Annotated in this window: 21 protein-coding genes and 1 pseudogene; 16 read left to right on the top strand and 6 right to left on the bottom strand. The window is 58.5% G+C overall.

Annotated features, from left to right (window positions below; all coding sequences use genetic code 11):
- Nucleotides 1-8 precede the first annotated feature (8 nt).
- From B9Z01_RS13640 to B9Z01_RS36220, 16 genes are all read left to right on the top strand, one after another.
- Nucleotides 9-527, top strand: coding sequence for a virion core protein, T7 gp14 family (locus B9Z01_RS13640; protein ID WP_208625991.1), 519 nt, complete (start codon nucleotides 9-11; stop codon nucleotides 525-527).
- 108 nt (nucleotides 528-635) lie between these two features.
- A complete protein-coding gene (locus tag B9Z01_RS13635; protein WP_208625988.1) occupies nucleotides 636-3,479 on the top strand; it encodes a glycoside hydrolase family protein in 2,844 nt (947 codons plus the stop codon).
- A gap of 8 nt (nucleotides 3,480-3,487) precedes the next feature.
- Nucleotides 3,488-7,369: a hypothetical protein gene (locus B9Z01_RS13630; RefSeq protein ID WP_085483807.1), complete on the top strand. Its 3,882-nt coding sequence runs from the start codon at nucleotides 3,488-3,490 to the stop codon at nucleotides 7,367-7,369.
- Nucleotides 7,370-7,372: 3 nt separating this feature from the next.
- The gene (locus tag B9Z01_RS13625; protein ID WP_143808931.1) at nucleotides 7,373-7,702 is read left to right on the top strand and encodes a hypothetical protein; all 330 of its coding nucleotides are present in this window, start codon (nucleotides 7,373-7,375) and stop codon (nucleotides 7,700-7,702) included.
- 50 nt (nucleotides 7,703-7,752) lie between these two features.
- Nucleotides 7,753-10,194, top strand: a complete 2,442-nt coding sequence (locus B9Z01_RS13620; protein ID WP_085483803.1) for a phage tail fiber domain-containing protein — start codon at nucleotides 7,753-7,755, stop codon at nucleotides 10,192-10,194.
- Between the two features lie 55 nt (nucleotides 10,195-10,249).
- Complete coding sequence (locus B9Z01_RS13615) at nucleotides 10,250-10,549, top strand: phage holin family protein (RefSeq protein WP_085483801.1); 300 nt, start codon at nucleotides 10,250-10,252, stop codon at nucleotides 10,547-10,549.
- On the top strand, nucleotides 10,546-10,824 hold the full coding sequence (locus B9Z01_RS13610; protein WP_085483799.1) for a hypothetical protein: 279 nt from the start codon (nucleotides 10,546-10,548) through the stop codon (nucleotides 10,822-10,824). Before B9Z01_RS13615 ends, B9Z01_RS13610 begins: the two co-directional genes overlap by 4 nt.
- A 100-nt stretch (nucleotides 10,825-10,924) precedes the next feature.
- Entirely contained in the window at nucleotides 10,925-12,628 is a 1,704-nt protein-coding gene (gene terL, locus B9Z01_RS13605; RefSeq protein ID WP_085483797.1) for a phage terminase large subunit, read from the top strand.
- A gap of 1,067 nt (nucleotides 12,629-13,695) precedes the next feature.
- On the top strand, nucleotides 13,696-13,926 hold the full coding sequence (locus tag B9Z01_RS13600; RefSeq protein WP_085483795.1) for a hypothetical protein: 231 nt from the start codon (nucleotides 13,696-13,698) through the stop codon (nucleotides 13,924-13,926).
- A gap of 364 nt (nucleotides 13,927-14,290) precedes the next feature.
- Nucleotides 14,291-14,578 (top strand): hypothetical protein, encoded by a 288-nt coding sequence (locus B9Z01_RS13590; RefSeq protein WP_085483791.1) that lies wholly within the window; start codon nucleotides 14,291-14,293, stop codon nucleotides 14,576-14,578.
- A gap of 146 nt (nucleotides 14,579-14,724) precedes the next feature.
- On the top strand, nucleotides 14,725-15,075 hold the full coding sequence (locus B9Z01_RS13585; RefSeq protein ID WP_085483789.1) for a hypothetical protein: 351 nt from the start codon (nucleotides 14,725-14,727) through the stop codon (nucleotides 15,073-15,075).
- 9 nt (nucleotides 15,076-15,084) lie between these two features.
- Entirely contained in the window at nucleotides 15,085-15,381 is a 297-nt protein-coding gene (locus B9Z01_RS13580; RefSeq protein ID WP_085483787.1) for a hypothetical protein, read from the top strand.
- Nucleotides 15,382-15,571: 190 nt separating this feature from the next.
- The gene (locus tag B9Z01_RS36645; RefSeq protein ID WP_275937503.1) at nucleotides 15,572-15,700 is read left to right on the top strand and encodes a hypothetical protein; all 129 of its coding nucleotides are present in this window, start codon (nucleotides 15,572-15,574) and stop codon (nucleotides 15,698-15,700) included.
- A gap of 697 nt (nucleotides 15,701-16,397) precedes the next feature.
- A complete protein-coding gene (locus tag B9Z01_RS35535) occupies nucleotides 16,398-16,562 on the top strand; it encodes a hypothetical protein (RefSeq protein ID WP_167387472.1) in 165 nt (54 codons plus the stop codon).
- A 17-nt stretch (nucleotides 16,563-16,579) separates the two neighbouring features.
- A complete protein-coding gene (locus B9Z01_RS13565) occupies nucleotides 16,580-16,966 on the top strand; it encodes a MarR family winged helix-turn-helix transcriptional regulator (RefSeq protein WP_085483781.1) in 387 nt (128 codons plus the stop codon).
- Between the two features lie 52 nt (nucleotides 16,967-17,018).
- The gene (locus B9Z01_RS36220; protein ID WP_085483779.1) at nucleotides 17,019-18,497 is read left to right on the top strand and encodes a tyrosine-type recombinase/integrase; all 1,479 of its coding nucleotides are present in this window, start codon (nucleotides 17,019-17,021) and stop codon (nucleotides 18,495-18,497) included.
- Nucleotides 18,498-19,243: 746 nt separating this feature from the next.
- Here B9Z01_RS36220 and B9Z01_RS36215 read toward each other — a convergent pair.
- The 6 genes and pseudogenes from B9Z01_RS36215 to katG form a co-directional block, all read right to left on the bottom strand.
- Nucleotides 19,244-19,912, bottom strand: a pseudogene (locus tag B9Z01_RS36215) (dynamin family protein); the annotation flags it as partial.
- A complete protein-coding gene (locus tag B9Z01_RS13550; protein WP_085483775.1) occupies nucleotides 19,909-21,171 on the bottom strand; it encodes a GTPase in 1,263 nt (420 codons plus the stop codon). The gene B9Z01_RS13550 and the pseudogene B9Z01_RS36215, both read right to left, overlap by 4 nt.
- A gap of 11 nt (nucleotides 21,172-21,182) precedes the next feature.
- Nucleotides 21,183-22,118 (bottom strand): catechol 1,2-dioxygenase, encoded by a 936-nt coding sequence (gene catA, locus B9Z01_RS13545; RefSeq protein WP_085483773.1) that lies wholly within the window; start codon nucleotides 22,116-22,118, stop codon nucleotides 21,183-21,185.
- Between the two features lie 78 nt (nucleotides 22,119-22,196).
- Nucleotides 22,197-22,487, bottom strand: a complete 291-nt coding sequence (gene catC / locus B9Z01_RS13540; protein ID WP_085483771.1) for a muconolactone Delta-isomerase — start codon at nucleotides 22,485-22,487, stop codon at nucleotides 22,197-22,199.
- A 28-nt stretch (nucleotides 22,488-22,515) separates the two neighbouring features.
- Nucleotides 22,516-23,652, bottom strand: coding sequence for a muconate/chloromuconate family cycloisomerase (locus tag B9Z01_RS13535; protein WP_085483769.1), 1,137 nt, complete (start codon nucleotides 23,650-23,652; stop codon nucleotides 22,516-22,518).
- Nucleotides 23,653-24,002: 350 nt separating this feature from the next.
- A complete protein-coding gene (katG, locus tag B9Z01_RS13530; protein ID WP_085483767.1) occupies nucleotides 24,003-26,237 on the bottom strand; it encodes a catalase/peroxidase HPI in 2,235 nt (744 codons plus the stop codon).
- Nucleotides 26,238-26,354: the final 117 nt, after the last annotated feature.

Here is a 26,354-nt window from a genome sequence, read left to right as displayed (position 1 = left end):
CAATGGTCATGATGGCCATCTCAGCGGCCTCAGCGGCTGCCAGTGCTGTGGAGCAGAAGCAGATGGCAGACCGGCAATCAGCAGCAGCTCAGCAGGCTTATGACTCTGATGTGGTGCAGACCAAGAATGCGATGGTAGAGCAGAGTCAACAGGCGGCCGGTCAGATGTCTGAGCGGGCTCGCCAAGCGATGGTAGAGACTGGACACCTACAGGCCCTTGCGAATGACTCAGGGACCAACGGGGGCGGCAGTAATGACCGAGTAACCAACGAAGCAAACTTCAATGCTGGCCAGGACATCGCAGCAATCCAGGCTAACGCGTCTTCGGCACAGCGTCAGTTAGTGGGCCAGCTCAATGGCAGCTACGCACAGGCAGTCTCCAGGGATGCGAGCATCCAGCAGCCTAGCTTGATTGGCACCGGCTTGCAGATTGCGAGCGGTGTTGGTAACGCGTACACCAGGGGGCAGGCAGCACAGGGACGAGCAACAGGCGCGGTCCCCACGAATCAGTACAACTTCACCACTTAACGCTATCTGAGGATAGGAATGCCACCGAACACCCCGCAGCAAATCACCCAACGAGGTCAGGGAGACCCCGGCCAACGTCAGGTTCTCTTCCAACCCCAGGAGCGGGTGGTGGACACCTATCAGGCTCCTGTCCAGGACGATGCCCTTCACGGTCTCCTTACGGGCCTCCAGAGCTTTAACCCAGCGCTCCAGCAGTACGTGGACCTTAAGAACCAACAGGACGCCACGCAGGCTTTCAAGCAGGGAACCGCTCAGGGCCAACTGGCTGACGCTGGTTTGGTCGATGCGAAGACTGGCGGTATTAAGGTCCCGCCACCTCCCGATGACCTGAAGATTGACCCAGCGTTTAACTCCACGTTCGCTGCTGGCTATCGCAATTCGGTTGGCGCGAAGATTGGCAATCAGGTTCAGACTGACATCCTGAGCGCCTATTCGCAGAACAAGAACACGGACGGCTTCAATCCTGAGCAGTTCCTTCATGACCAGGTAGCGCAGCACACAGCGGGCATCACTGACCCGGCTATCGTTGACCAAGTGGCAAAGAGCGTGGCCGCTACGGCTGACCACGTTCGCCAGGACTATGCTCAGGTCCAGCTCCAGCGCCTGAAGGAAACCGCAGTGGGGAATCTCTCCGCTGTGGCCGATGGCGTTCTGGACCCCACGAAGCCGCTCTCACAGATGTGGGAAGGTATCCAGAAGACTCTGGAGCCGATGCGCAGTCAGATGGGCATGCAGACACGCCCTGAGATGGCTGACATGCTTCTGGATAAGGTGGCCAATCTGTCTCAGCAGGCTGGTGGCCGTCCTGAGCTGTTTGACCTGTTCTCCCAGTTCAAGGACCCTAACACGGGCCTCACGTTGCAGCAGATGAATCCGAAGATTCAGACTGAAGCCACCCGTATGAGGGCTAGGGCTGTCGAAGAGCAGAACGCTCGCATCGAGCAGGGCCAGCAGACGGACTTCTTCAAGCGCACCGTGGCTGATGAGGACGCAGCGAGTAACGGCAAAGAGCCGGATATCAATGACTTCGTGAATCGCATTGGCCCGCTTAACCAGTTCAAGACTGCCAGTGCTGCCCTAGGTGAGTATCGACGTTTGCAGGGCATGGCTGACAAGGCTCAGGGGGACGCTCAGGCGGTCCAAGCGGTTGGCAATGGTACGGCCTGGGCTCTCGATAAGAAGACCGCTCAGGGGGCTCTGGACACGGCACAGCAGCCTGACGTGAACACACTCATGAAGGTGGCCTCCAGTGCAACTGCTGGTGACCCTTCGCAGCTCCCTGAGGTCCAGCAGGCTATCAAGTCCATCACGGACATCACGGGGCGCTCTGGCCGCAGCGACCTCGCTAACACCAACCTCAAGGCTCTCATTGATGGAACCGTAAATGCAGTCCCTCCGAAAGATGGCCAGCCTTCGAGTCAGTTTAAGTTGGCGGCAGCGCTTTATGCTGGCCTACCTGACCAGCTTCGCTCACTCTATTTCGATGAGAAGGCTTCGGCCCTCTTTGGCTCCTACAGCAAAGACCGCTCGGCTGGCGTAGACGACAGCACAGCGTACTCCACCGCGTACAAGTCGGCATCTCCTGAGGCTCAGAAGTTCGCCAAGGAACTCACGAGCAATCCTGAGTGGAAGGCTAACGTGACCAAGCAGGTGTCTGGGCTCACCACGGACTGGTATCAGCGCATTCCTGTGGTTGGTCGAATCTTCGGTGGGTCTCCGCAGAATGAGCAAGCCACGTCTACCTGGGCTCAGCTCCAGCTTCGGGACTTCTACACGCGGAACCCCACGGCATCCGACAGTCAGGCTAAGGACTGGATTCAGAATCAGGTGAAGACGAACTTCGTCTATGACCCTGTGAACAAGGTGGACCTACAGGTTCCCCCGAACCAGGCCAATGATCAGACCGCAGAGGCCATGAAGACGTACATCGAGAAGGCGCGGCAGACCTACGGCGAGGATGCAAACCCTGGCCTCATTTACGGCAAGGATGGGCAGTACACGCTGGCTGCGTTCATCAACGGCGCTCCGGTACACAAGCTGGCTGATGTGTCGTTTGACCAGATCATTCAGCAGAACGCCAGCACCAAGCTGCTGTCCTCGGATGAACGCACGGCAATGGCAGGGCTGCAATCTAAGCTGAACGCTGGCACTGCTACGACGCAAGACCTCATCGACAATGCGCCGCTCCTTGCCAAGGCGGGCAACCTCAGGCAGATCAACGACACCACCCAGGGGCAAATCGCTAGGGTCCGCGAAGACGCCTTCAATGGCTCCTTGAATAACGTCTTCAACTTCCCCACGATGCCAACGACCTTCGCTGGTCTATCTGGTTCCCGCCTCACGGGTCAGGGCTCGAAGATTCAGGTGAACCAAGCGGGCAACTTCATGGGCTCTCTCGATTACGCATCGGCTCTCACAGCGATGGGCGAAGGGCTTGTGCTTAAGGCGACTCCCGACCCGAACCCGAAGGCTGGCAACAACATCGGCTACGGCTACAACCTGAACGCTAACGCAGCGACCATCGGGGAAGACTTCCGGCGCGCTGGGATTCCCGCCACGTCCATTGAGGGAATCAAGAACGGCACCACTCAGATTACCCCTGAGCAGGCCGCTCGGCTTCTCCAGGTGACCATCCCGCGATACACGGAGCGCGCCAAGCAGGCGGTGGAAGCTGCACACCCCGGACTCTGGCCGATGATTAACGACAGCCAGAAGGCTGCCCTCACAGATGTGGCCTATCAGGTTGGCGATGTCAGTCAGTTCAACAAGGCCATCGGCGCACTTGCGCGCAAGGACATCCCGGCATTTCAGGATGCCCTGAAGGTGACCTACAAGGGGGATGACGGTAACCGGCATGAAGACGTGCGCCGGAACAACCTCCGTTCTCTCATGATTAATGGTCCGATTGCTTTCCTCCAAGGTCTCAAGGAGGCTGCGCGGACATCTAACTAACTCCGCACATGGCAGACACGACCACGCTTGACAGCGCAGTAGCAGCAGTACGGGCAGACCAGCAGGCGAGTCCGAGTCCAGCTCCGGTTATCCAGCAGACACCCTACCCCGTTGACCAATACTCGCAGCTTCAGGCGAAGCAGGCACGGGAAGCAGGCACGTCCAAGCTGGATTACCTTGGTGCTATGTGGCGACAGGACTCCTGGATTCCGGGAGCCATCGACCACTGGGCGGGCAACCAGCTACAGCCTGACCCGGCATACAACCCGTATGACGATGCAACGCATAAGGACCTGACGGATGGGGTATGGCCTGAGTTTCAGGGGCAGTTCGCCCAGGCCACCTCCGCTGGTCAGGCAGCATGGATCAAGCAGAACATCCTTCAGAAGCAGAAGGACCTGGAGACCCTTGGCGACCTCGGCACCTCAGGCAACGTTGGCCGCTTCGCTGCGGGTATGGCGTTCGGCTTGGTGGACCCCATCAACCTGGCAGCTATGGCAGCTTCAGGTGGCACCTCGCTAATCGCTAAGGGCGCAGCTCAGGCAGCGCGGGTGGCCGAAGGAATCAACGTGGCAGCTCAGGCTGCATCGGAAGCATCCCGCATGCGCCCCATCGCTACAGGGATGCTGACGGCTGGGGGGCTTGGTGTGTCCACTGAGCAGCTACGCCAGCAATACAACTTCGAAGACGACACCGCTGGTGTCCTGAAGGCTGGTGTGATGTCGATGGCGTTCGCAGCCCCGTTCGTTGGCCTCCACGCGCGCGAGCAGCTTCGCTTGCAGGAGAACGCGGGGATGGAGAACGCAGCTATCGACTCACTGGCGAAGCAACAGGCTGGCCACGAGCTGACCCCTGAGGAACACGCCAACCTCCAGCAGTACACAGAGAAGCTTCAGCAGGCAGCCAAGGTGGATGCTGGGGTGGCTGAGCAAGCTCCTGAGGTCACCGGCCCTAAGTTCGATGACGTGCAGCGTAAGAAGTACACGGATGCGTTCGACCAGTACGATGCTGAGCAAGCGGCGCTGAAGAGCAAGCAGCTCGGTGACCTGGCCTTGGACAGCCACATCGCTAAGGCATCCGAAGACCAACGCTTGGCTGACGTTCTGGCGCGTGTGAATGGCCCTGACGAAGCGCCTAACGCCATGCAGCAGGCGTTCGCTAAGGCACTCGGCAAGAAGCCTGAGGAAGTCACCGCGAAGCCTGTAGAAGGCTCTGAAGGTGGTGGCAGCCTGGATGCTCCTTGGGCTGGCGAGCGGGCACATGACGAAGCGCTCCCGGCTCTCCATCACGAGCACGTGTGGTGGGATGACGGCACGGGCATGAATGAAGGCCGCGTGGTCGATGAGAATCCTAAGACCGGGGACCTAACAGTGGAGCACCCGGAAACCGGGGAGACCACTCAGGTGAACCGTTCGGACCTCCACGAGCTTTCCCCTGGACGTGCTGAGCCGAAGCCAGCAGCAGGGTTCCTGGGCGGCTCTATCGGCGCAGCTCAGGTGGCTCCTGTACAGGGCCTGTGGGAGCAGTCCACGGCGATGGCGAAGTGGAAGAAGGTTCCCACGCGCTGGGACTTCTTCACCCACCTCAACCAATCGGAGAACCCGCACCTTCAGTTCCTCGGATTCAAGCTGGTCAAGGATGCTATCGGCATTGACCCGCACGAAGCTCAGGGCTGGTCAGCATCGGAGCTGAAGTCTCAGTATCGACGTGAGCTGGGCGGCGCATTCCACATGGAAGCTCGCCACGCCTATGACGACGCCATCAAGACCCGCAAGCTCCCCCTGAACAGAGCCATTCAGTTTCATCGGCAGTTCTATGCTGATGTCTCTCGCGTGGCCCGTGGTGACACTGATGTTCTCAAGGCCAATCCCGACATCGCCCCGCATCTCCAGAAGGCCGCTAAGGCTCAAACCGAGTTCTACGCAGAGATGCGTAACCGGTTGGAGAAGGCTGGCGTGGAGGGTGCGGATAATCTTCCCGATAACCCCCAGTACGTGAATCGCCAGTGGAGGCAGGACAACATCCGCCAAGCGTTCGCCAAGTACGGCAATGACCTCTATCAGGCAGTGGCTAACGCCATCCAGGTTCCGGGACTGACTGGTGACATCTCCAAGGCTAAGAGCTTCATGGATGCGGTGATGAAGCTGGAATTCAGCCACGCCATGCAGGACATCCACCTGTACTCCAAGGACCTCGTTACGCTCCGCGATGAGTTGGGCAAGGCGGGGCTGTCGGACCACGAGATTAACTCGCTGGTGGACCTGATGTTCGACCGCAAGGCTGGTAATGCTGGGGACGCTGGCCAAGCTCCAGCTCTGAAGTACCGCTTCGCTCTGGATGAGAACCACATGGAACGCATGCCTGACGGCTCCACGTTCAAACTCTCGGACCTCTTTGAGAACGACTCACGCATTCTGGTGGACCGCTATCTGAATTCGATGGGTGGTCACTTGGCATTGGCTGAAGTCGGCATCAGGTCCCGCTCGGAGTTCATGCGGCACATGCGGGCAGCGGAGAAGTATCACGAAGAAAACGCGTCGATGACGCAGAGCGCTGAGAAGTTCAACCGCAACAAGCAGTTTGCTCAGGACCTCTACGACCACATCACTGGCCGTCCGATGTCCACTCAGAGCTTCAATCGTGCTGACCGCTTCCTGACCGCTTCGCGCGCTGTGACTCGCTCCACGATGCTGGGCCAGCTTGGGCTGATGGCATCCCTGGAGATGAAGAACGCTATCGCGCTATCGTCAATGCGCGCTATGCGCCTCCATATGCCCACCTTCACGGGCATCCTCCGTAGCTTCAGGGCTGGCCATCAGCCAACGCTGGGGCTCGCTCGGGACATCGAGATGATTACCGGCTTTGGCCGTGAGCATGTGTCTTCGTACTCCCGGCAGCATGAGATTACGGACTACACCTATGACCGTGGTCTGACGCGATACGAGAATGCTGGTAACACGCTATCGCACATCGTTGACCACTTTTCAGGTAACTCGCACGTCACCTCAGCATCCCGCAACCTGACCGGACGCATGATGGTCCAGAAGCATCTGGACTTCGCCACGGAGCGGGTCAAGATGTCGGAGAAGCAGCGGGAGCGCATGGTTCATCAGGGGGTTTCCTACGATGACCAGCCGGATGTGCATGATGCCCTGAAGAAGTACACCACGATGGACCAGAAGACCGGCGCAGCACAGACGGTCAATTGGGAGGACTGGAGCAAGAACAACCCGGAGACGTACAGCAAGTTCCAACTGCTGCTGTCCCGTGAGGTTCGCGACGCCATCCAAGACCATGATGTGGGTGAGTCAATCCCGTTCATGCACACCACCGTGGGCAAAATCTTTACGGAGCTGAAGACCTTCGTACTGGCTGGCCATGCGAAGCAGTTCCTGAAGAGCCTGCACTATCGCGATGCGACTACGTTCGTTCAGTGGGCATACTCGTTCGTTGGCGCTGCGCTGGAATACTCGATGCAGCAATCCATCAACTACGCACACGACCCCGACAAGCTGAAGGACAAGCTCTCTCCCGCTGCAATCGCATGGGGAGCCATCCCCCGGATGCCTGTGCTAGGTCTCATGCCGAACTTGATGGAGACCGTGTACAACCCAATCAGCGGCGGTCAAACGCTGTTCACCAACGGTACTGCAAATACGGACAATCGCAACCTGTTCATCACCCCAACGATGACACAAGCGATGCGGATGATGTCTGCTGGTCAAGTTATGGGAACCGTTCTGAATCCATTCAGTGCCAACACCATCACCCAGAAGGACATGCGCGATGCTCTGTACGCAATCCCCGGAGGAAACATGTTCGGGATGCGTAACGTGAACGACATGATTAGCAGCAACTTCCCGAAGTTCAAGCCCCGCCCACAGAACTAAAAGATGGCGGAAGGTAAAGCAGTGAGACCCCGGCGCATTCGTGTGCTGGGGAAGCGTTACGACATCTCGTATGTAACTGAAGACCAGCTCCCTGACGCATACGGCTTGTGCCATCGCGGGGAGCAGCGCATTGAAATACGTGACGGACTTCCCGCTGGTGAGGAAGCCGATACGGTTCTACATGAAATCCTTCACGCCATCCTCCACGGAATGGGCGTGCAGCTTTCCGAAGCGGTTGAAGAGAAGTTCGTTCTGGCCACCGCTTCCGGCCTCATCAGTGTCCTTCAGGACAACCCTAAGTTCTCCAAGTGGCTCATTAAGCCGCGCGGCTGATTCCCTCCTGGCTCCCGTTCGCGGAGCCTACACAAACCTTCAGAGGCTCAATGTACTACTCTAGGTCCGTTTATAGCGGAGATGGGGCTACGTCCGTCTTCGCCGTCAGCTTCCCCTTCCTTGATCGCTCGCACGTACAGGTCAGTGTGGACGGGGTAGCGCTGACATCCGGTACAGGTTATTCCTGGATCAATAGCAGCACGCTCCAGCTCGCCACCCCGCCCAAGGTAGGCGCATCAAACATCGATGTTCGCCGCATCACCCCGAAGGATGCAGCCCAGGTTGTGTACAGCGCTGGCTCTACGCTGACTGACAGCGACCTGAACACTGAAACCCTTCAGCTCCTGTACACCCTTCAGGAGTTCCTTGACGATAACGCAGGACGCCTTGGGGTCATCAACCCGAACAGTAATACGGTTCAGGACTGGGATGCCCTAATGCGCAGGCTGACCAACGTTGCTGTCCCTATTGCAGGGGCCGATGCGGTCAACATGGGCTGGGTTCAGGGCCAGCTAGTGGGACTCGTAGCGAATGGCGTAGGGGCTCCTGTAGTCAGCTCTATGACTGCCGTGCGAGCCACGTCCAAGACCAAGGCCACAACCCTATTCGCTACTGGCTACAGCAGCGCTGGCGATGGTGGTGGGGGTGTGTTCTGGCTTGACCCTAACGACACGACCAGCGCTGACAACGGCGGCACCGTCATCGTGGCAGCAGACGGCGGGCGATGGAAGCTGCACCATGCGGGGAAGGTGTCTCTCAAGCAGTTCGGCGCTAAGGGTGATGGGGTATCCGACGATACAGCAGCCATTATCAGCGCGATTGCTACCGGCCTGACAATCTTCCTACCGAATGGCATCTATGTCATGGCGAACACCGTGTTCGCAACGGGCATGACGCTGGAAGGTGAGGACAAGTTTAAAACGGCCATCAAGTGGGCCGCCAACTCACCGGAATCAAACCTGTTCGGCTTTAATAACGCCAATGTCAGGGTTGCGATTAGCAACCTTACGATTGATTCAAACCAGCAAAACCAGACGGACTCTACCGGCTACTACGGTGCTATTGGTGGCTCATTTGCGAATGGCGCGCGCCTGCACCTGAGTGGAGTCGTGTTCAGGAATGGGCGCATCTCTGACATCTATCTCAGCGGGCCGGTTGGGGCCAATGAGTTTGCCTCCGTAGCCATCCAAAACTGCCTGTTCACTGATGGGCTTGTTGGGAACGCAACACGCGCGGCTCAGGCTCTTGGTCTGTCTGAAGGCTTAGCTATTGACTTCAGCAACAACCAGATGATTCAGACGGTAGCCCCTACGAGTTATGGGCGCGGTGGGTTGATCGTTCAACGTGTGCCTGGTTCTACATCCCTGGCGTTTGCTACTGTCTCGGTGAAGGATAACTACTTCCTGAACTTCGGCATCTCAAGTAGCAATGTGCTCGGCTGCGTCTACATCTACTCTGGCGCGGAGCAGGTGATTATCAGCGGTAATGAGGCGAAGAACAGCTACGGCGCTGCGTACTGCGCTAAGGCAGACTCCGGTAACGTCATCATCTCTAACAACAGCGTGGTGAACCACTATGATGCGAACGTGGCCGCCATCGTGTTCTTTAATCAGGCTGTCACCTACACATCGTCAATTGGCCTGAACCTTGTTATTGAAGGCAACGTTGTTAAGAACGCCCAAACGTCTGCCATCTTTGTGGACGGCGCTCGGGTTGGGTTGTCGAATTTCGGAAATGTCGTTATCGCCAATAACGTCACCTATGGTGGGGCATACGGCATCCGTTACCGGAACGTCAGCGGCATCCGAGTGAGCGGGAACTTCCTTAACGCGCCCACTGCTTCGTCAATCTTTGCAGAATCGCAAATCGGAGACTGCACTATTGTCGGAAACACTGTAGCGAATGGCTCTGTGGGTATTGACATCAACGGCACTACAGACAGTGCCCGCATGGAAATCTCACGCAACTTCGCTAGTGCGCTGACCGGCCCTGCAATTCGAATCCGCACTTCAGTGGAGAGCTTCCTTATTGAGGGTAATGACATTGTGGGCTGTTCCTCCGCATTCGTCACAACCGGCGCAACGCAGATGAGTTCGATTCGCAACAACACAGTACGTGGCGAAACAACTTCATGGGACAAGACGGGAACCTATTCCGGCTTGCAGTTTGAGAACAATATCTTCTCGGTAGCCGTCGGGTTTTCGACACGAACCCTAGCCATCTCGTCCGGAGCCATTACCGCGTTCGCAGATTGGCACTATGTGGACACGGACAGCGGAGCTTCGGCCAGTGACCTCAACACGATCAACGGCGCTTACGATGGTAGGCGGCTCGTTCTGTTCTGCGCTGCTACATCGCGGATTGTGACGCTCCGCAACGGCGTAGGTAACCTGAAGCTGGCTAGTGACTTTGCCATCGCCAAGGGGACCTCCACCATTACGTTGATGGCGCGCGGTGGTAGTTGGTACGAGCTGATGCGCAGCGCGAACTGATGTCACTCCTTCTAATCCTGTAGCCACCTTCGGGTGGCCTTCCTTTCCTAGAACCATGCAAATCGCAGAACACACGAAGACCCTCCTTACGCTGGCCGGTATCGGTGCAGCGATCACGCTCGGTAAGCTGCTGTCTGAAGGTGAGCCGATGAACCTCAAGCGAGTGGCCGGCCGTGTCATTGTCGGCTCTGGCTTGAGCATGATTGCCTCCGCTGTGGTGGCCGTCTACCCGAACCTCCCGATTGAAGGTGTGTGCGGTGTCTCCGCAGCGCTCGCCATCTTCGGGGTCCACTTCCTTGAAGACCTGGTGAAGGCCAAGTTTGGCATCGCTTCAGGCGGGGACCGCGCGCAGTGAGTCAGGCATCCAAAGAGGCCCTTAACGAGCTTCACGGTCTAATCGCTGAAACCCTCACGGGGGCCATCAAGGCCTTCAAGGGGAAGACCGACCCAGAGGATTTGAAGGGCCTTGCAGCCCTCGCTAACGTTGCCAAGAGCTTCCTCAAGGACAACGGCATCGAAGCCCTCCCATCCGCCAATAAGCCCCTCCAGGGGCTCGCTGAAGTTCTTCCGTTCCCCGGCCATGTTGGCGGGGAAGGTGAGGACGATGAGCCTCAGTCAGATTCCGGCTGATTTACAGCCCCTCTACGGGGCTCCCATCTTTTACCCACACGCTTCCACTAGGGAATGTCTCCCGGATGCGTGTGCGGCCTCCTGACGCTTCCTGGAGTCAATGACAGAGCAAGCCGTAGACCCACTGAAGCAAGACTTCAGAAACTTCCTGTATCTGGTGTGGCGTCACCTTAACCTGCCAACCCCCACCCCAGTCCAATACGACATCGCCCGGTTCCTCCAGCATGGCCCTAAGCGGCGCATTGTGGAAGCCTTCCGTGGCATCGGCAAGAGCTGGATCACCGCAGCCTATGTGCTGTGGCTGCTGTACTGCAATCCCGAAGAGCGCATCCTGGTGGTGTCCGCATCGAAGGGCCGCGCTGATGCGTTCTCAGTGTTCGTCAAGCGGCTCATCGCTGAGATGCCGCTGCTTCAACACTTGAAGCCGCGAGAGGGCCAGCGGGATTCCATCGTGGCCTTTGACGTTGGACCAAGCTCCGCTCACCAGGCCCCTTCAGTTCGCTCCGTTGGCATCACTGGACAGCTCACTGGTGGCCGCGCTACGCACATCATTGCGGATGACGTGGAGGTTCCGAACAACGCGCTGACCCAGACCATGCGGGACAAGCTGGCTGAGGCAGTGAAAGAGTTCGATGCTGTGCTGGTTCCTGGCGGTGTCATCACCTACCTGGGCACCCCGCAGACCGAGATGAGCCTGTACAACGTTCTCCCTGAGCGTGGGTATGTGGTTCGTGTGTGGCCCGCTCGTTTCCCTAACGCTGCCCTCAGGGCTCGCTACGGTGACCGGCTGGCTCCGTTCGTTGCCCGCAAGCTGGACAAGGACCCAACGCTGGCTGACCAGTGCAGTGGCCGTGGCGCTGCTGTTGAGCCCTCACGGTTCCATGACCTGGACCTACTGGAGCGCTCAGCATCGTATGGCCGTACCGGCTTCGCCATGCAGTTCATGCTGGACACCAGCTTCTCAGACCAGGACAAGTACCCGCTGAAGCTCTCAGACCTCATGGTTCTGAACCTCAGCATGGACATCGCTCCGGTTAAACTGGCGTGGGCATCAGGCCCTGACCAGATGCTGAAGGACCTCCAATCGGTTGGCCTTCAGGGTGACCGCTGGTATCGCCCACTGTTTGTCTCCAAGGACTTCGTTGAGTATCAGGGCTGTGTCCTCTCCATCGACCCATCAGGACGTGGCGGGGATGAGACCAGCTATGCTGTGGTGGCTATGCTCAATGGCTTCCTGTACCTTCTGTCTGCTGGTGGGTTCAAGGGCGGCTATGAGGATGCAACACTCCAGTCCCTTGCCGATGTCGCTAAGAAGTTCAGGGTGAAGCACGTGACCGTGGAGCCTAACTTCGGTGACGGCATGTTCACGAAACTGCTGACCCCGTTCCTGACCCGCACGTATCCCTGCACCACTGAAGAGGTCCGCAGTAGCGGCCAGAAGGAAAGGCGCATCATCGACGTGCTGGAGCCAGTGATGAACCAGCACAGGCTTGTGGTCGATGAAGCTCTGGTTGAGCGGGACATGGAGAACTACAACGAGTATCCCCATGAGAAGTTCCACCAGTACCAGCTCTTCTACCAGATGTCCCGCATCACCCGTGAGCGTGGGGCGCTGGCCAAGGATGACCGCATTGACGCCTTGGCTATGGCTGTGGCCTACTGGGTGGAGCAGATGGACAAGGACACCCAGAAGGTCCTGGATGACCACAAGGAAGAGATGCTGAGGCTGGAGCTTGAGAAGTTCTCTCAACACGTCCTTGGGTATGCCCCTCCGAGTGACAATTGGGGCGATGGGTGGGCATGATGAGCTGAACGGCTGTAAGCCTTACTGGCTGGGCGAGAGCGGGGATTCTGCGGTCTAAACCCTTACTCTCGCCCTAAATGGGCAGGGCGAAGCCCTATAGAGATACTCTTAGAGATAATCTATAGGGTATCTAGAGATGCCCTTAGGATTGTCTATTGGCTGCCCTAGCGCTCCGCTTAGCCCAGTACATCCACACAGCCACCACAAGAGCGATGACCACTCCGATGTAGAAGTAGGTCCCTTCGTTGGTGGCATTGCTGACACGGATGCCTGAGAGCACTGCGGCTATCATGATGGCGAGCTGTATGAGTTTCATAAGGGTCTCCTAGCGGGGGCCTAAATGTTACCCGGAAAAATCTCAGTGGGTATCTGATAAAGTCCCGGAGCGGAATTCCCCCCCCCGCGGCCCTCCCGTACGCACAGGCACCCGCACCCTCCTTGACGCGCATCAGGTAACACGCGCGAAACCCTGACGCACACGCGCGCATCCCATCAGCAGCGCGGCCAGGAAGAGCCCTTCTGGTCACGCTTTAAGGCACACCTAACGCTAAGCTGTTGATTCCATTAGGCTGCCAACGGATTAGTTATCCGGTATCACCATTCACAGACTCCTAACGGGCTGGCTCAGGTCATCGAGCTGGCCCATTTTTTTGGCCTCATGACTTCCAGTAATGCAACTCATGCTTATGTGCATGTTTGTGCATGTGCGTGAGCACACCTATTTTTTTTTCCTTGCTCAGCTCACCCTACGCCACCCTTCAGAACACCGCTAGGACCTCATCAGAAGCCCTACAGCGTCCCGCTACTAGCTCACTGATGCCAACCTATAGACCAACCCAGGCAGCCCGCTATGAGTGCATCAGTTCTATTTGAGATTTTTATCGTTTAGGGGTTGACATTCTCATGTGGAACTCTTTACAGTGGAGTCCTGTTGTACGGTTTCACTCGCAAACAAGCCATGAGGTAGCCCGATGGGCCTGGCATACAGGAAGAAAACGAAACGGATAATAGGTGCTCAGAAGTGAGCCCTTTCGTTTAGCCGAAGCATTCCACTAAAGGAACATATGATGACACTAACGCAGATAATACGAGCTGGCGCTGACTACGCTGGCGATGCTCACATTGAAGTCAACAGCGCCCAGGAATGGGTATCCATTGGTGATGAAGTCTTTTTGCAGGGCGATGAAGCAAGGGTCTTTATTGATGAGGCTGAGCGCCTCTGGAATGAAGCGGGCGATGTCGGCATTGATGAGTGCTGGGCGCACCTGGCCGGACCCTATCTTGATAGCCTGGAGTGACTGACTGTGTACAAAGAGGCAGACATTGCTTACGAGAATGCCACGCACTGGGTGCTGAGCGTTGGCGCTAGGGGTTATGAGGTCTACCGTAAGACCATCACGCATTCCGTGCGTTGCGCTCAGATTGGGCACGGTGCAGCGCCTAACCTTGGCATCACTCGCGCCATTGCTGAGGCAGACCTCAGACATGCCTTAAGCTTGGCCTAACAGTTCCACTGGAGCAACACATGTTCACCCTAGTCCACCGCTTAACCGGCTCAATAATACGGCGCTTCGATTCCCTGGGTGATGCCTTGGGAGCCTTGCAAGATGCCGCAGTGCCTGAGCTGTACTACATCACCAATCGAATCTAAGGGGAATCACCATGCAAGCTATCGTTACCACGTTCGTTAATCCGACCAACACACGTGGCCCGCGTATCCGCGCTAAGTGTGAAGCTGGCTCCGTTACTATCCCGTTCCCGCATGAATACAGCGATGTCAGGGCTTACGCGGTGGCAGCTATGGCACTGGTGCGTAAGCTGGGCTGGAATGAGAAAGGCTATGAGCAATCCTGGGTGGGCGGTGCAATGCCCGGTAACGCTGGCTACTGCTTTGTAATTCAGTCGAAGCTTGACACGTTCGCTCCTGACTTCGGGCAGCAGCTCATTTAACTCGCCCCTAGCGTTCCACTACAGCATCACATTAGCGCGCCTGTCGTCCACCTGACCCAGGCCGCTAGATAAACCGGATGAATGCCCTGAGTTGGCCGTCTGGTTCATCTAGCGATGTCCGCTAGTCCCCTTCTGGAGGCTCCACAGTGAATCCGCAAACCGTAACGAAGCATTACCTGATAGCCGCCCTGTGGTCATCGACGGATGAGCATGGCGAACCCCTTGATGCGGTCTATACGGTCGATGACATCGCACCGGAAGCCCAGGCTAAAGCGCTGGAAGACTGCACAGACTTTATTGAAGCTCACGCGCGCCAGCTTAGCGGCCTGTCTGCTGAGCAAATCGGGCACGACTTCTGGCTCACGCGCAACCATCACGGAGCGGGCTTTTGGGACAGAGGTCTGGGAGACCTGGGCCAAGCCCTGACTATCGCAGCTCACGTGTATGGCGGTTGTGACGCCTATGTGGGCGATGACGGCCTGATTTACCTGAGCTGAGGCTAAGCCATGCACCGTGATTCCATCCGCTTCCGTGATGTCTGGGCCGCTCCTGGCTCAGCTCTTCACCAAGCGCTTACCGATGGCGACACCGAGAAAGCGTCAGCCATCCATCGCCAATGCGAGCACGACATGTGGAAGTCTCAAGGGGAGAGCCTGTATCACCTGGTAGCCATCAATGAGCGCTCAGGCCGAAAGGTGTACCTGACCGGTTATCCAATGCTGCATCACATGTGCTGCGTGATGAAGAGCAAGACATCGACACATAAGGATGTCCGCATCCAATTAGAAGAGGTGGCCGCGTGATGCGCCCTGCTGCCTCTCACCTGTTCGCCCAGGCGCGCGCCTATGCCCACGCTCACAAACCCACTAGCGCACTGATTCACGCCCTGGCGGATGCCGTAGCGCGTGAGCTGGCGCATGTGATGGGCGGTCCCGTAACCATCTCGCTACCTGGCCGTGTGGTCATCACGAGGTCACCCGGAGACAAGCCGCAATGAATGAGCCGCTGCGCATGTTCCTGGAAACCTTCGCCCTGATTTTCGCCTGTGTGGTCATCGCTGGTGGCGCGGCTTACCTGGTCGATGCTGTTCGTCTGTTCCTGGGGAAGGGCAATGATGAGTGATCTGGGCTATCGAATATTGAAGCGCATGAAGCCGCTAGTCCCCATATAAGCCCGCTCAGGGCTTCCGTTTGTTTACCCGTAGCGTTCCACTAGGGAATCATAACCAAGGGCGCTATGGGCCTGTAAATCAGTCCTGGAGGTGTTGCTATGCCTTACTTGATTGAAGCCCAGGCTACACGGGGTTATGTGTGCAGGGTCAGTTTCAGGGTCAAGCGTGATGCTTTTGCAGTGGCTCAGATGTGCGCCTGTCTGTTGCATTTTCCAGACAGCGAGCGGGACCTTCTGAAGGAATCTCGCTTAGGCCCAGCGATGCCTGAGCTGACCGTTACAGCGAGCACTGGCAGGGTAACGGTTAGGCGGGTTCAGTAAGGCCCAGCGCAGTCCCGCCCTGGAAGCTCAGGGCGCTCCCTAGGTCACCTTGATATGGCCCAGTTTTGCCTAATCAGGATGGCCCAGTGAGCTTTGAATCAGAATTGTTGCAGGACCTGTAAGAGAAATTGGGTTCGTATGAAGATTCCACTTGAGGAACATATTACCGTTTGCAAGTCAATTCTATGTAAATGCTGCATGTAATAGCGTTTAACAATTTGAAAGGCTGTGCATCCATACAGTAATCTTCATACCTTCCCGTTACAACTCGTAACAGCTTGCTGATTCAAATCCCTCAATCCATTCCTTCCACATGGGGAACTGTTGTATGCTGCTGTCTTTTGCTGGTTTTGCCGCCCACATTGGCCACGATTACATAGAGCGCAACGGGCGCAAGGTATCGCTATTCGAGTTTCGACGGGAAGAAACCGGGGGCCTTGAAGTTCTCATTCTGCGGCGCTGGCTGTTGTCCATTGGTCGCAGCATTCAATAGAAGACAAGGGGTAGGAAATGAGCATCACCGCACTTCACGTGGCAGCAGAGGTTCTGCAAATCTTTCGCCAGCTCAGTGCTGACAAACTGGAAAAGCAGGACGTCCCGCCTAACCTGGTAGTGGTGTTTGCAGCAGTGGCAGCAAATCCTGGCCGTTCCCTCAAGGAACTCCAGGAGACCACAGGACTAGGCCAGGCGGTTATGTCCCGCTCATGTGCGATGCTGGGCAGAGGGAAGCCCGCAGCAGGCATTCACGGCCTTGGTCTGGTCAGTGTAGAGGAAGACCCAACAAACTACAGCCGCAAGATTGTCAGCCTGACACCGGAAGGTGAGCAGCTACTGGCAACCATTGACGAGCAGTTAGGCAGGTTCGTAAGACAGCGACCTGGTAAGGCCCAGCAGTAAGCATTCAGGCCACCTTTGTGTGGTCTGTTTCGTTTCATAGGAGGGACCTTTGATGATTAAGCTGAGAGGCAAAACCTGGTGGACTGACTTCTACGATGACTCGGGTGAGCGCGTCAGGAAGTCCCTCCACACGAAGGACAAGAAAGAGGCCCTACAGCGAGCAGCCAAGATTGCCTCAGGAGGCTCGCTCAGGCCAACCTCAGGAGCTGAGCCTTCGTATGGCCCAACCCTGGAGCAAGCCTGGAAGCGCGGGCTGAAGGAGTACGGCAAGTGGCGCGATGCGAAGTCGCCCAAGACTCTTGAGGGGACGTGGAAGTTCGTTGAGAGCTTCTTCGGGGCTGACACCCGGCTGGCTTCAATCGACACCGCGCGCATCACGGAGTACGCGAGCAGCATGCGGGAGGCTGAGCTGTCAGGGAGCACTATCAACCAGCGGCTGTCGTTTATCTCTGTCCTGTTCAAGGAGGCCATCACTGTCTGGGGCTTCACCGAGTTGGTCATCCCCAGGATTGCACGGGCCAAGGTGGGCCAAGGCAGGACGCGGCGCATCACCCCTGAGGAAGAAGCTCAGGTCATCCACCTGTTCAGTCAGAAGATTCGCCCCAAGCATGCCGACATGGCGGACTTGGTGGCCGTGCTGGTCGATACCGGGATGCGCCTCTCTGAGGTCCTGAGACTGACTGACCAGGACTACAACCTGAAGGAACGCTTCGTTACCTGCTGGGAGAACAAGGCGAGCCACCCGAAGGTGGTCCCGATGACAGACCGGGTGCATCGCATCCTGACCGAACGGGAGAGCATGACGTGTCCGTTTGGGATGCTGGACAAGTTCGCAGCGGCCAACGAGTGGGCATGGGTCAGGACAAAGATGGGGCTCGATGAGGATAAGGAGTTCGTCCTTCACACGCTGCGCCACACAACAGCCTCACGGCTGGCTGATTCTGGAGCTGATGCGTTCCTGATCCAGCGCTACATGGGCCACAAGTCCATCCTGACGACCCAGAAGTATGTTCACGTATCGCCCACCGCCCTGCGTGGTCTAGCAAGCGCCCTTGAAGGCAAGCCAAAGGGTGTGCCCAAGTCACAAAATCCGCGTGACCAAAGGGGCTCAAAAGGAGCGAAAACTAGGGGCCACGTACAGGGAACGAACCGCCAAACCCCCGATGAAAGCGTTAGGATGGACGGTAGGTTTCGGACTTTTAATCCGTTGGTCACAGGTTCGAATCCCGTACGGCCTACCAAAAAATCAAAGGGTTACAGTGCTTCGGCCTGTAACCCTTTGTCGTTTCTGGCGCAGCGTGAACACGGTGCGCAGCATGTGCGAAGGCCTATCACCGCGCAGATTCACTGCGCCCAGAAGGCCCTCCCCTCTCAACCAGACTCCGCCCGCAATTCACTCTTCAGGCCGGATAAGTCCTGCGCGTGCAGGCTCAAAACGTTTTTCAACCGTTCTGCGAGTTCCATCAACTGTTCGATCGAAGCGTGGCATTGTTTGCCGGCATCGCTGGAGAGGCGAGACAGGTTTGCGTGAATCGCCTGCTTCAACGCGGCGTGTAATTGCTGATAATCGACACCCACGATCTCGCGCACATCGGCTTCGGGATGCGTGAGCGCGATGCTCTCGAAATCAGCTTTGTCATCGAAACTGATTTCCGCGAGCGCAGCTTCAATTGCAATGACGTAGTCGGCGAACTGCTCATTCGCCTCACGAGAAAACGTCTCATGGATCGATCGTGACAGGCTGTCGCAGATCGCCTGCACGTCGCGTTGCGCAGCGTGTTTTTCGAGCAAGGCCGGCAACGTCGGCAGGACGCTGCGCCACACCGCATTGACGGTCTGCTCCCGCTGTCGCTCGAGCAGATCGAGGGCCGCCTGCGACGAAGCACGCAACCCGGCGAACAAAGGCAGCACTTCGCCGCACAAGTGGCCGAGCACGTTCTCCTCGAGATGATGGAGCAGTATTTCAGCCCGTTTGCGCCGCTTGTAGGCAAGCGACGGCTCGGCGATTGAGAGCAAAGCCGCGTAAAGCCTCTCGAACCCCGCTTCGACCATGGCCGCCTGCGTTTGACGCTGTTCGCGCGCCATGTACGCGGAAATGGACACCGGCCGTTTCAGCAGCGCCGCGTCCACGCCCATCGCCACGAGCTTTTCTTTCGCGCGCGCCTCGACGTCGGCCTCCTGTTGCGCACGGCCCTGCACTGTCTTGTTGCACAGAAGCTTGACGATCTCGCCATCGACTTCGTCTTCTTCGTACATGTCACTACGTGTCACCACCGGCAGCAGCGGTTTGTTGCGATGCAGTTCGCGGCCCAGTTCGTCCAGCTCCTGCACTTGCCCGGGCGAAGTCGAACTGGTCAACCAGATCACGGCATCGGCACTATCGATGAAGCGCTGCGTCAGCGCCGCATTGTCCGGCGTCACCGAGTGCAATCCCGGCGTGTCCAGCAGCACCAGCTTTTCGCCGAGGCGCACGCCTTGCAGACGCGACGTGGTTTCAGTCGCGCCCTCCCGGAAGCGTTCCGATGTCTCGACGACACTGCCGGCCTCGACGTGGAAATACTGCGCTGACTTGCCGTGCGCAACAAAGCGGTCCGCGAGAAAATTGCAGAACGAACTCTTGCCGGCGTTGAACTTGCCGAACACGAGCAGCAATGCCTTGTCGTCAAAAGAATCGGCCAACGTCTGAGCAGATTCCAGATTGGCCCATTGCCGTGACCACGCTTGCGGGCTTTTCCGCAGCACGGTGTTGATGGCGTCCGCCTGAGCGGCCAACGCGCTTTGTTCCTTCAAGCCTGTGCATGCGAGAAGATTGCTCTGCAGATCGGCGTCCAACTTCGCAAGCCAGGCGTCCAGCGAATGCAGGATTTGTCCAATATCCCGCTCGCCGAACTCGAATGCATCGACTTCGGCGATAAAGCGCAGTTCGTTGCTCACGTCCGCTTTCATGCGCGCGCTTCCAGTGCGTGCAACGCAGCCGACGCTCTCTGCGCGGCGACGATGGCGGCTTCCATCTCCTCGATCTGCTTTGCCAATGCGCGCCTGTCGTCGGACAGTTCGTAGTACTGGGTAAACTCGCGCTGCATGCGTTCGCGGCCCGATGCTTCGCAGAACATCTTGCGCAGGTCCTTGCGGAATTTCACGGACACGCCCATGACGGCGATCATCACCGAATTGAGGCTGCGCGCTTTGGTCTCCTGCTCGGACGGCAGGCCTACAACGCCGTGCCCGGCCAGAAAACCATCCATTTCGATGCAGGCACGCGAGTAGGCAATCTGGATATGCGCGCGCTCCACTTTTCCCGCGGTGATCGCGTAAGCGTCCTTCGCGGAATCCGGTATCGAAGCGTGGTCGGCACCAAGCGCATTCAGCATCGCATCGATGTCGCCACCGACCTTTTCGATGACGGCCTGCAGGCCCCGACGAAAATCGAGCCCCTGTTGCTGCTGCGTCTCGCGCAGAACGTCGCGCGATTTTTCCTGTGCGGCACGAAGCGTGCGACACTCCTCGCGGATGTCGTTGAACACGAGCGCGAGTTCATGCGCTCGCGCGCTCGGCACCCGGTCGAGCGCCGAATGCAGCGTCGCACGCAGCGCGAGAATGCCGCTTTTTTCAAGCAGAAGTTTCTTGCCGCCCTCGAGCGCTTTGCGATTGCGCGTCGACGAAACGACGTTCAGCACGGTGCCCGGCACCTGCTCGCCGATCGCTTTGCAAACGTTCTCGAGTTCGTGGTCGTCGGCCAACTGATCCACTTGCGAAAGCACGAACAACGTTTGACGCTTCGTCCTCTCGCCGTCTGCGCTCAATTCGGCCAGCAGCGCCGTTTCCTTCGTGTCGAGCTCGCCTTCCTTGGCAGCATGCACGAAGAGGCGAATGTCCGACCTCAACCACGCCGCTTGCAACGCGTGGCGATCGTCTTCGGTGCCGACGTCCGCGTCGAGTCCCGGCGCGTCGAGCCAGTGCACACCGAGATGGACACTATGCGCGAGACTCACCGTCTCGCGTTTATCGGATACCGCAAAGGTGTCGCGACCGGTCAATTCGTTGAGCAGGCTGCTCTTGCCGTGATTGTATTTGCCGATGACAGTGACGACAGGTTCATCGCCATTGACGAGGATGTGCAGCCTCGCCAGATCGTTGGCGCGATCAGGCAGCACGGCGAGGACATCGCGTGCCGCCTGCTCACGAATTTCGCTGGATACCGCCATTGCCCGGATCGTCAGGCCGCGACCGAAGCACGCAGACGATTGACGACCTGGTTGTCCTTGCCCTGGACCAGCGGAGTCAGCTTGACGTCGAACTGAATCGATTTGTACGCGTCGGCCTTCAAGCCCAGCGCTTCACCACCGGTCTTCTCGACGACGCCCGGAATCAGTTCCTCGCGAGTCGCGTAAGCGAAATCGTCCCAAATCAGCGGATCGCCTTCGATGTTGAATTGCGTCGTCAGCTTGCGGTGCTTGTCGTCGGTGACGAAGAAATGCACGTGTGCGGGACGGTTGCCGTGGCGGCCGAGACCGTTCAGCAACTGCTGGGTCGCGCCGTGCGGCGGGCAGCCGTAGCCGACCGGCATGAGCGTGCGGAATTCGTACTTGCCGTCGGCGCCGGTCTTGACCGCGCCGCGCAGGTTGAACTCGCTCTGCGCGCCCGTCGGATCGAAGTGCGAATAGAAGCCCTTCGAATTGGCATGCCAGCATTCGACGACCGCGTCAGCGACCGGCTTGCCGTCCAGGCCAGTGATCGTGCCGTGGATCACGAGCGGGCCTGCATCCGCATCGGGGTTGATGTCGATCTTCGACACGCCATCACGCACGGGCGCGCCGGCGACGTACAGCGGGCCTTCGATGGTGCGCGGCGTGCCGCCGTCGAGACCGACCTGCTTGTCGGCGGCATCCATGCGGATGTCGAGATACTTCTCGAGACCGACACCCGCGGCGAGCAGCGCCGCTTCGCCGTCCTGGCCGAGCTTGTTCAGATAGTTGACGCCGGCCCAGACTTCATCAGGCGTGATGTCGAGATCGTCGATGGCCTTGAACAGATCGCCCAGCAGACGATGAACGATCTGCTGGAAACGTGCATTGCCGTTGCTGCCGTCGAGGTTCGACGCGGCCTTCAGCAGGTCCTGCACTTCTTTGGTCTGGAATACTTTGACGCTCATGATTACTGTCTCCACTTGGTATTTGGGGAAAATGTCTCGTGACGTGCCCGTTCCCGAAAGAACGGCCACTCCGCTGGCTCAGGCGTCGTCGTCGCGAATCGACGACGGGTGACGGCACAGCGGCGTCACCGAAATCTTCATGTACGGGAACAGCGGCAAGCCCGTCAGGATGTCGTGCAACTCGGTATTGCTCTCGACATCGAAAATACTGTAGTTCGCGTACTCACCGGCGAGGCGCCAGATATGGCGCCACTTGCCGCTGCGTTGCAGGTCCTGCGAATACGCCTTCTCGCGCGCCTTGATTTCATTGGCGACATCGGCCGGCATGTCGAGCGGGATGTTCACATCCATTCGTACGTGGAAAAGCATTGTCAACGTCCTCCTGACAGGTTTGGATTTACTTGGTGACTTTCATCAGCCCATCGCGGGTGAAACGCTTGACCTTGGCTTCGTCCAGTTCGATGCCCAGGCCCGGGCCATTCGGCACGGTCAGCTCGAAGTCGCTGTAATCCAACGGGTTAGTCAAAATTTCTTCGGTAATCAGCAACGGCCCGAACAGTTCGGTGCCCCACTGCAGATTCGCAAAGCTCGCGAACAGATGCGCCGATGCAATCGTGCTGAACGCGCCTTCAAGCATCGTGCCGCCGTAGAGTTCGATGCCGGCGGCATCGGCGATCGCAGCGACGCGCTGCGCGGCGAAAAGACCGCCGCTCTGTTCGATCTTGATCGCGAATACATCGGCGCCGTCGTGCTTCGCGATCTCGAACGCGCTCTCCGGACCTTGCAGGATTTCGTCGGCCATCAGCGCGACCGGGAAACGGCGCGTGAGGCGCGCGAGTGCCGCAGCCGAAGCGACCGGTTGCTCGACCAGTTCGCAGCCCGCCTCGGCGAGAGCAGGAATGGCCCATCCCGCCTGCGTCTCGCTCCAGGCCATGTTCACGTCGACGCGCACCGCGGCGCGCTCACCGACCGCCTTCTTGATGTCGGCAACGTGTTTGATGTCGGTCTTCAGTTCTTTGGCGCCGATCTTCAGTTTGAAGATCTTGTGGCGGCGAACCTCGAGCATATGCTCGGCTTCGGCGATATCTTTTGCGGTATCGCCCGAAGCCAGCGTCCACGCAACCGGCAGACGCTCACGGCGGCGGCCGCCGAGCAATTCGCTGACCGGCACGCCCAGGCGCTTGCCCTGCGCATCGAGCAGCGCGGTTTCCAGCGCGCTCTTCGAGAAGTGATTGACCTTGACCAGCTTGCCGAGGTGGGCCATCAGCGCCTGGATGCGGGTGGCGTCCTTGCCGATCATTGCCGGCGCGAAGTAGGCGTCGATCGCCAGCTTCATCGTTTCCGGGCTTTCCGGGCCGTAGGCCATGCCGGCAATCGTGGTGCCTTCACCGACGCCCACGACGCCATCGCTGCAATATACCTTCACCAGCATCAGGGTTTGCCCGTGCATCGTGGCAACCGAGAGCTTGTGGGGGCGAATCGTCGGTAAATCGACGAGACAGGTTTCGATACGTTCAATCGTCGGTGTGGTCATGTCGGACGCTGCTTCAGTGCGGTTCACAGTGTGTGTTTTATACACGTGACACGCTGGCAGCGTCCAATACTGTTCCAGTCGTTTTTCATACCTTGGCGGTATGGTAGCGATTCAGGTGGCCGTTACGAATGGCTATTGGGCCACACCATGTTTTCCAGGTATCAAGTTTCAGACGTCTCATATGGCCCGCCGGAAAAAACAAAGGGCTACAGCCAGGAAGCGCTGTAACCCTTTGTCGTTTGCTGGCGTCGTGCGTACTTCACGCCGGCTTTCCTCGTTCGCATCGACTTTCGCGCGGCGTGACCCCGTCAGGACGAATCATCCCGGCGGGGTCATGCGCCCTCGCCCGATCAGGCGAGGTCGAACCGGTCGAGGTTCATCACCTTGACCCAAGCCGCGACGAAGTCGCGAATGAACTTCTCCTGTCCATCTCCGCATGCATAGACTTCGGAGAGCGCCCGCAACTGCGAATGCGCGCCGAAGATCAGATCGACACGCGTACCGCTCCACTTGACCTTGCCGGTCTTGCGATCACGTCCCTCGAACGCATCGCTCGCTTCGGAAAGCGGCTTCCATTCCGTGTTCATGTCGAGCAGGTTGCGGAAGAAGTCGTTGGTCAGCGTTTCGGGACGGTCGGTGAAAACGCCATGCGTATCGTTGCCGGCATGGACGTTCAGTACGCGCAGGCCGCCTACCAGCACCGTCATTTCCGGAGCGGTGAGGGTCAGCAGTTGCGCCTTGTCGATCAACAGCGCTTCGGCCGGGAGCCCGAACTTGCCCTTGAGGTAGTTGCGGAAACCGTCGGCGACCGGTTCGAGCATCCCGACCGATTCCACGTCGGTCTGCTCCTGCGAGGCATCCATACGGCCCGGCGAGAACGGGACTTCGACGGTATGGCCGGCCTTCTTCGCCGCCTGCTCGATGCCCGCGCCGCCGGCCAGCACGATCAGGTCCGCCAGCGAGATTTTCTTGCCGCCCTTTTGCGCGCCGTTGAACTCGCTCTGGATACCCTCCAGAGCCTTCAGCACCTTCGCCAGTTCCGCGGGCTGATTGGCATCCCAGTCCTTTTGCGGCGCAAGACGGATGCGCGCGCCGTTGGCGCCGCCGCGCTTGTCCGAGCCGCGGAACGTGGAGGCCGATGCCCACGCGGTCGTCACCAGTTGCGGCACGCTAAGCCCCGATGCCTGGATTTTCTGCTTGAGCGCGGCGATGTCCTGTGCGTCGACGAGCGGATGATTCACGGCGGGAATCGGGTCTTGCCAGATCAGCTCTTCGGCCGGGACTTCGGAGCCGAGGTAGCGGGCGCGCGGGCCCATGTCGCGGTGCGTCAGCTTGAACCAGGCGCGCGCGAACGCATCCGCGAACGCGTCGGGGTTCGCCATGAAGTTGCGCGAGATTTTTTCGTAGACCGGATCGAGGCGCAGCGAGAGATCGGTGGTGAGCATCGTCGGCAGCTGCTTTTTCGACGGGTCGTAAGCGTGCGGAACCGTAGCTTGCGCATTCTTCGCAACCCATTGATTCGCGCCGGCCGGGCTCTTCGTCAACTCCCATTCGTTGCCGAACAGGGTCTCGAAGAAGCTCATGTCCCACTTCGTCGGTGTCGCGGTCCAGGTCACTTCGAGGCCGCTCGTGATCGCGTCGGCACCGCTGCCCGTGCCGAAGCTGTTCTTCCAGCCAAGCCCCTGATTTTCAAGGCCGGCGGCTTCGGGTTCGAGACCCACGTTGCTCGCGGGACCCGCGCCGTGCGTCTTGCCGAAGGTATGGCCCCCGGCGATCAACGCGACGGTTTCCTCGTCGTTCATCGCCATGCGCCCAAAGGTCTCGCGGATGTCGACAGCAGCGGCGAGCGGATCCGGATTGCCGTCCGGCCCTTCAGGGTTCACATAGATCAGGCCCATCTGCACCGCGCCGAGCGGATTTTCGAGGTTGCGGCCATTATCGGTGCGGCTGGACTCGCTGCCATGCAGTTGCTGATCCGCGCTGACGATACCCTTGCCGTAACGGAGATCGCCGCCCAGCCAGGTCTTTTCGTTGCCCCAATAGACGTCCTGATCGGGCTCCCAGGTGTCCTCACGACCGCCGCCGAAACCGAAGGTCTTGAAGCCCATGGTTTCGAGCGCGACGTTGCCGGTGAGGATCAGCAAATCGGCCCAGGAGATCTTCTGGCCATATTTTTGCTTGATCGGCCATAGCAGACGGCGCGCCTTGTCCAGGCTGACGTTGTCCGGCCAGCTATTGAGCGGCGCGAACCGCTGCTGACCGCGACCGCCACCTCCACGGCCATCGCCGATGCGATACGTGCCGGCGCTATGCCACGCCATACGGATAAATAGCGGCCCATAGTTGCCGAAGTCGGCCGGCCACCAGTCTTGCGAGTCGGTCATCAGCGCCGCGAGATCCTTCTTCACGGCGGCCAGATCGAGACTCTTGAATGCTTCAGCGTAGTTGAAGTCCTTGTCCAGCGGATTGGACTTTGCGGAATGCTGGCTGAGCAAGTCCAGCCGCAACTGCTTCGGCCACCAGTCGCGGTTGGTCGTGCCGCTGCCGGCAGTGTGCTTGAACGGGCATTTTGCTTCGCTTGACATACGTGTCTCCTTCAACCGTTGTCACTCGTCACCTACCCGGCCACGGCTAAAGAGCGGGTAGCCTTACACATAATATTGACTTCTACCCGGCAGTGGAAATTGACTTCTTCGATCCCG

It is taken from the genome of Paraburkholderia susongensis (genome assembly GCF_900177725.1).
Taxonomy (GTDB): domain Bacteria; phylum Pseudomonadota; class Gammaproteobacteria; order Burkholderiales; family Burkholderiaceae; genus Paraburkholderia; species Paraburkholderia susongensis.
Note: the sequence above shows the minus strand (reverse complement) of the source record. Positions and strands in the feature narration are given on the sequence as shown.

Bases quoted from the DNA above. Each gene is read 5' to 3' on its own strand.
- B9Z01_RS13640 (WP_208625991.1), top strand. From the start codon at position 9: ATGATGGCCATCTCAGCGGCCTCAGCGGCTGCCAGTGCTGTGGAGCAG.
- B9Z01_RS13630 (WP_085483807.1), top strand. From the start codon at position 3,488: ATGGCAGACACGACCACGCTTGACAGCGCAGTAGCAGCAGTACGGGCA.
- B9Z01_RS13625 (WP_143808931.1), top strand. From the start codon at position 7,373: ATGGCGGAAGGTAAAGCAGTGAGACCCCGGCGCATTCGTGTGCTGGGG.
- B9Z01_RS13620 (WP_085483803.1), top strand. From the start codon at position 7,753: ATGTACTACTCTAGGTCCGTTTATAGCGGAGATGGGGCTACGTCCGTC.
- B9Z01_RS13615 (WP_085483801.1), top strand. From the start codon at position 10,250: ATGCAAATCGCAGAACACACGAAGACCCTCCTTACGCTGGCCGGTATC.
- terL (WP_085483797.1), top strand. From the start codon at position 10,925: ATGACAGAGCAAGCCGTAGACCCACTGAAGCAAGACTTCAGAAACTTC.
- B9Z01_RS13600 (WP_085483795.1), top strand. From the start codon at position 13,696: ATGACACTAACGCAGATAATACGAGCTGGCGCTGACTACGCTGGCGAT.
- B9Z01_RS13590 (WP_085483791.1), top strand. From the start codon at position 14,291: ATGCAAGCTATCGTTACCACGTTCGTTAATCCGACCAACACACGTGGC.
- B9Z01_RS13580 (WP_085483787.1), top strand. From the start codon at position 15,085: ATGCACCGTGATTCCATCCGCTTCCGTGATGTCTGGGCCGCTCCTGGC.
- B9Z01_RS36645 (WP_275937503.1), top strand. From the start codon at position 15,572: ATGAATGAGCCGCTGCGCATGTTCCTGGAAACCTTCGCCCTGATTTTC.
- B9Z01_RS35535 (WP_167387472.1), top strand. From the start codon at position 16,398: ATGCTGCTGTCTTTTGCTGGTTTTGCCGCCCACATTGGCCACGATTAC.
- B9Z01_RS13565 (WP_085483781.1), top strand. From the start codon at position 16,580: ATGAGCATCACCGCACTTCACGTGGCAGCAGAGGTTCTGCAAATCTTT.
- B9Z01_RS36220 (WP_085483779.1), top strand. From the start codon at position 17,019: ATGATTAAGCTGAGAGGCAAAACCTGGTGGACTGACTTCTACGATGAC.
- B9Z01_RS13550 (WP_085483775.1), bottom strand. From the start codon at position 21,171: ATGGCGGTATCCAGCGAAATTCGTGAGCAGGCGGCACGCGATGTCCTC.
- catA (WP_085483773.1), bottom strand. From the start codon at position 22,118: ATGAGCGTCAAAGTATTCCAGACCAAAGAAGTGCAGGACCTGCTGAAG.
- catC (WP_085483771.1), bottom strand. From the start codon at position 22,487: ATGCTTTTCCACGTACGAATGGATGTGAACATCCCGCTCGACATGCCG.
- B9Z01_RS13535 (WP_085483769.1), bottom strand. From the start codon at position 23,652: ATGACCACACCGACGATTGAACGTATCGAAACCTGTCTCGTCGATTTA.
- katG (WP_085483767.1), bottom strand. From the start codon at position 26,237: ATGTCAAGCGAAGCAAAATGCCCGTTCAAGCACACTGCCGGCAGCGGC.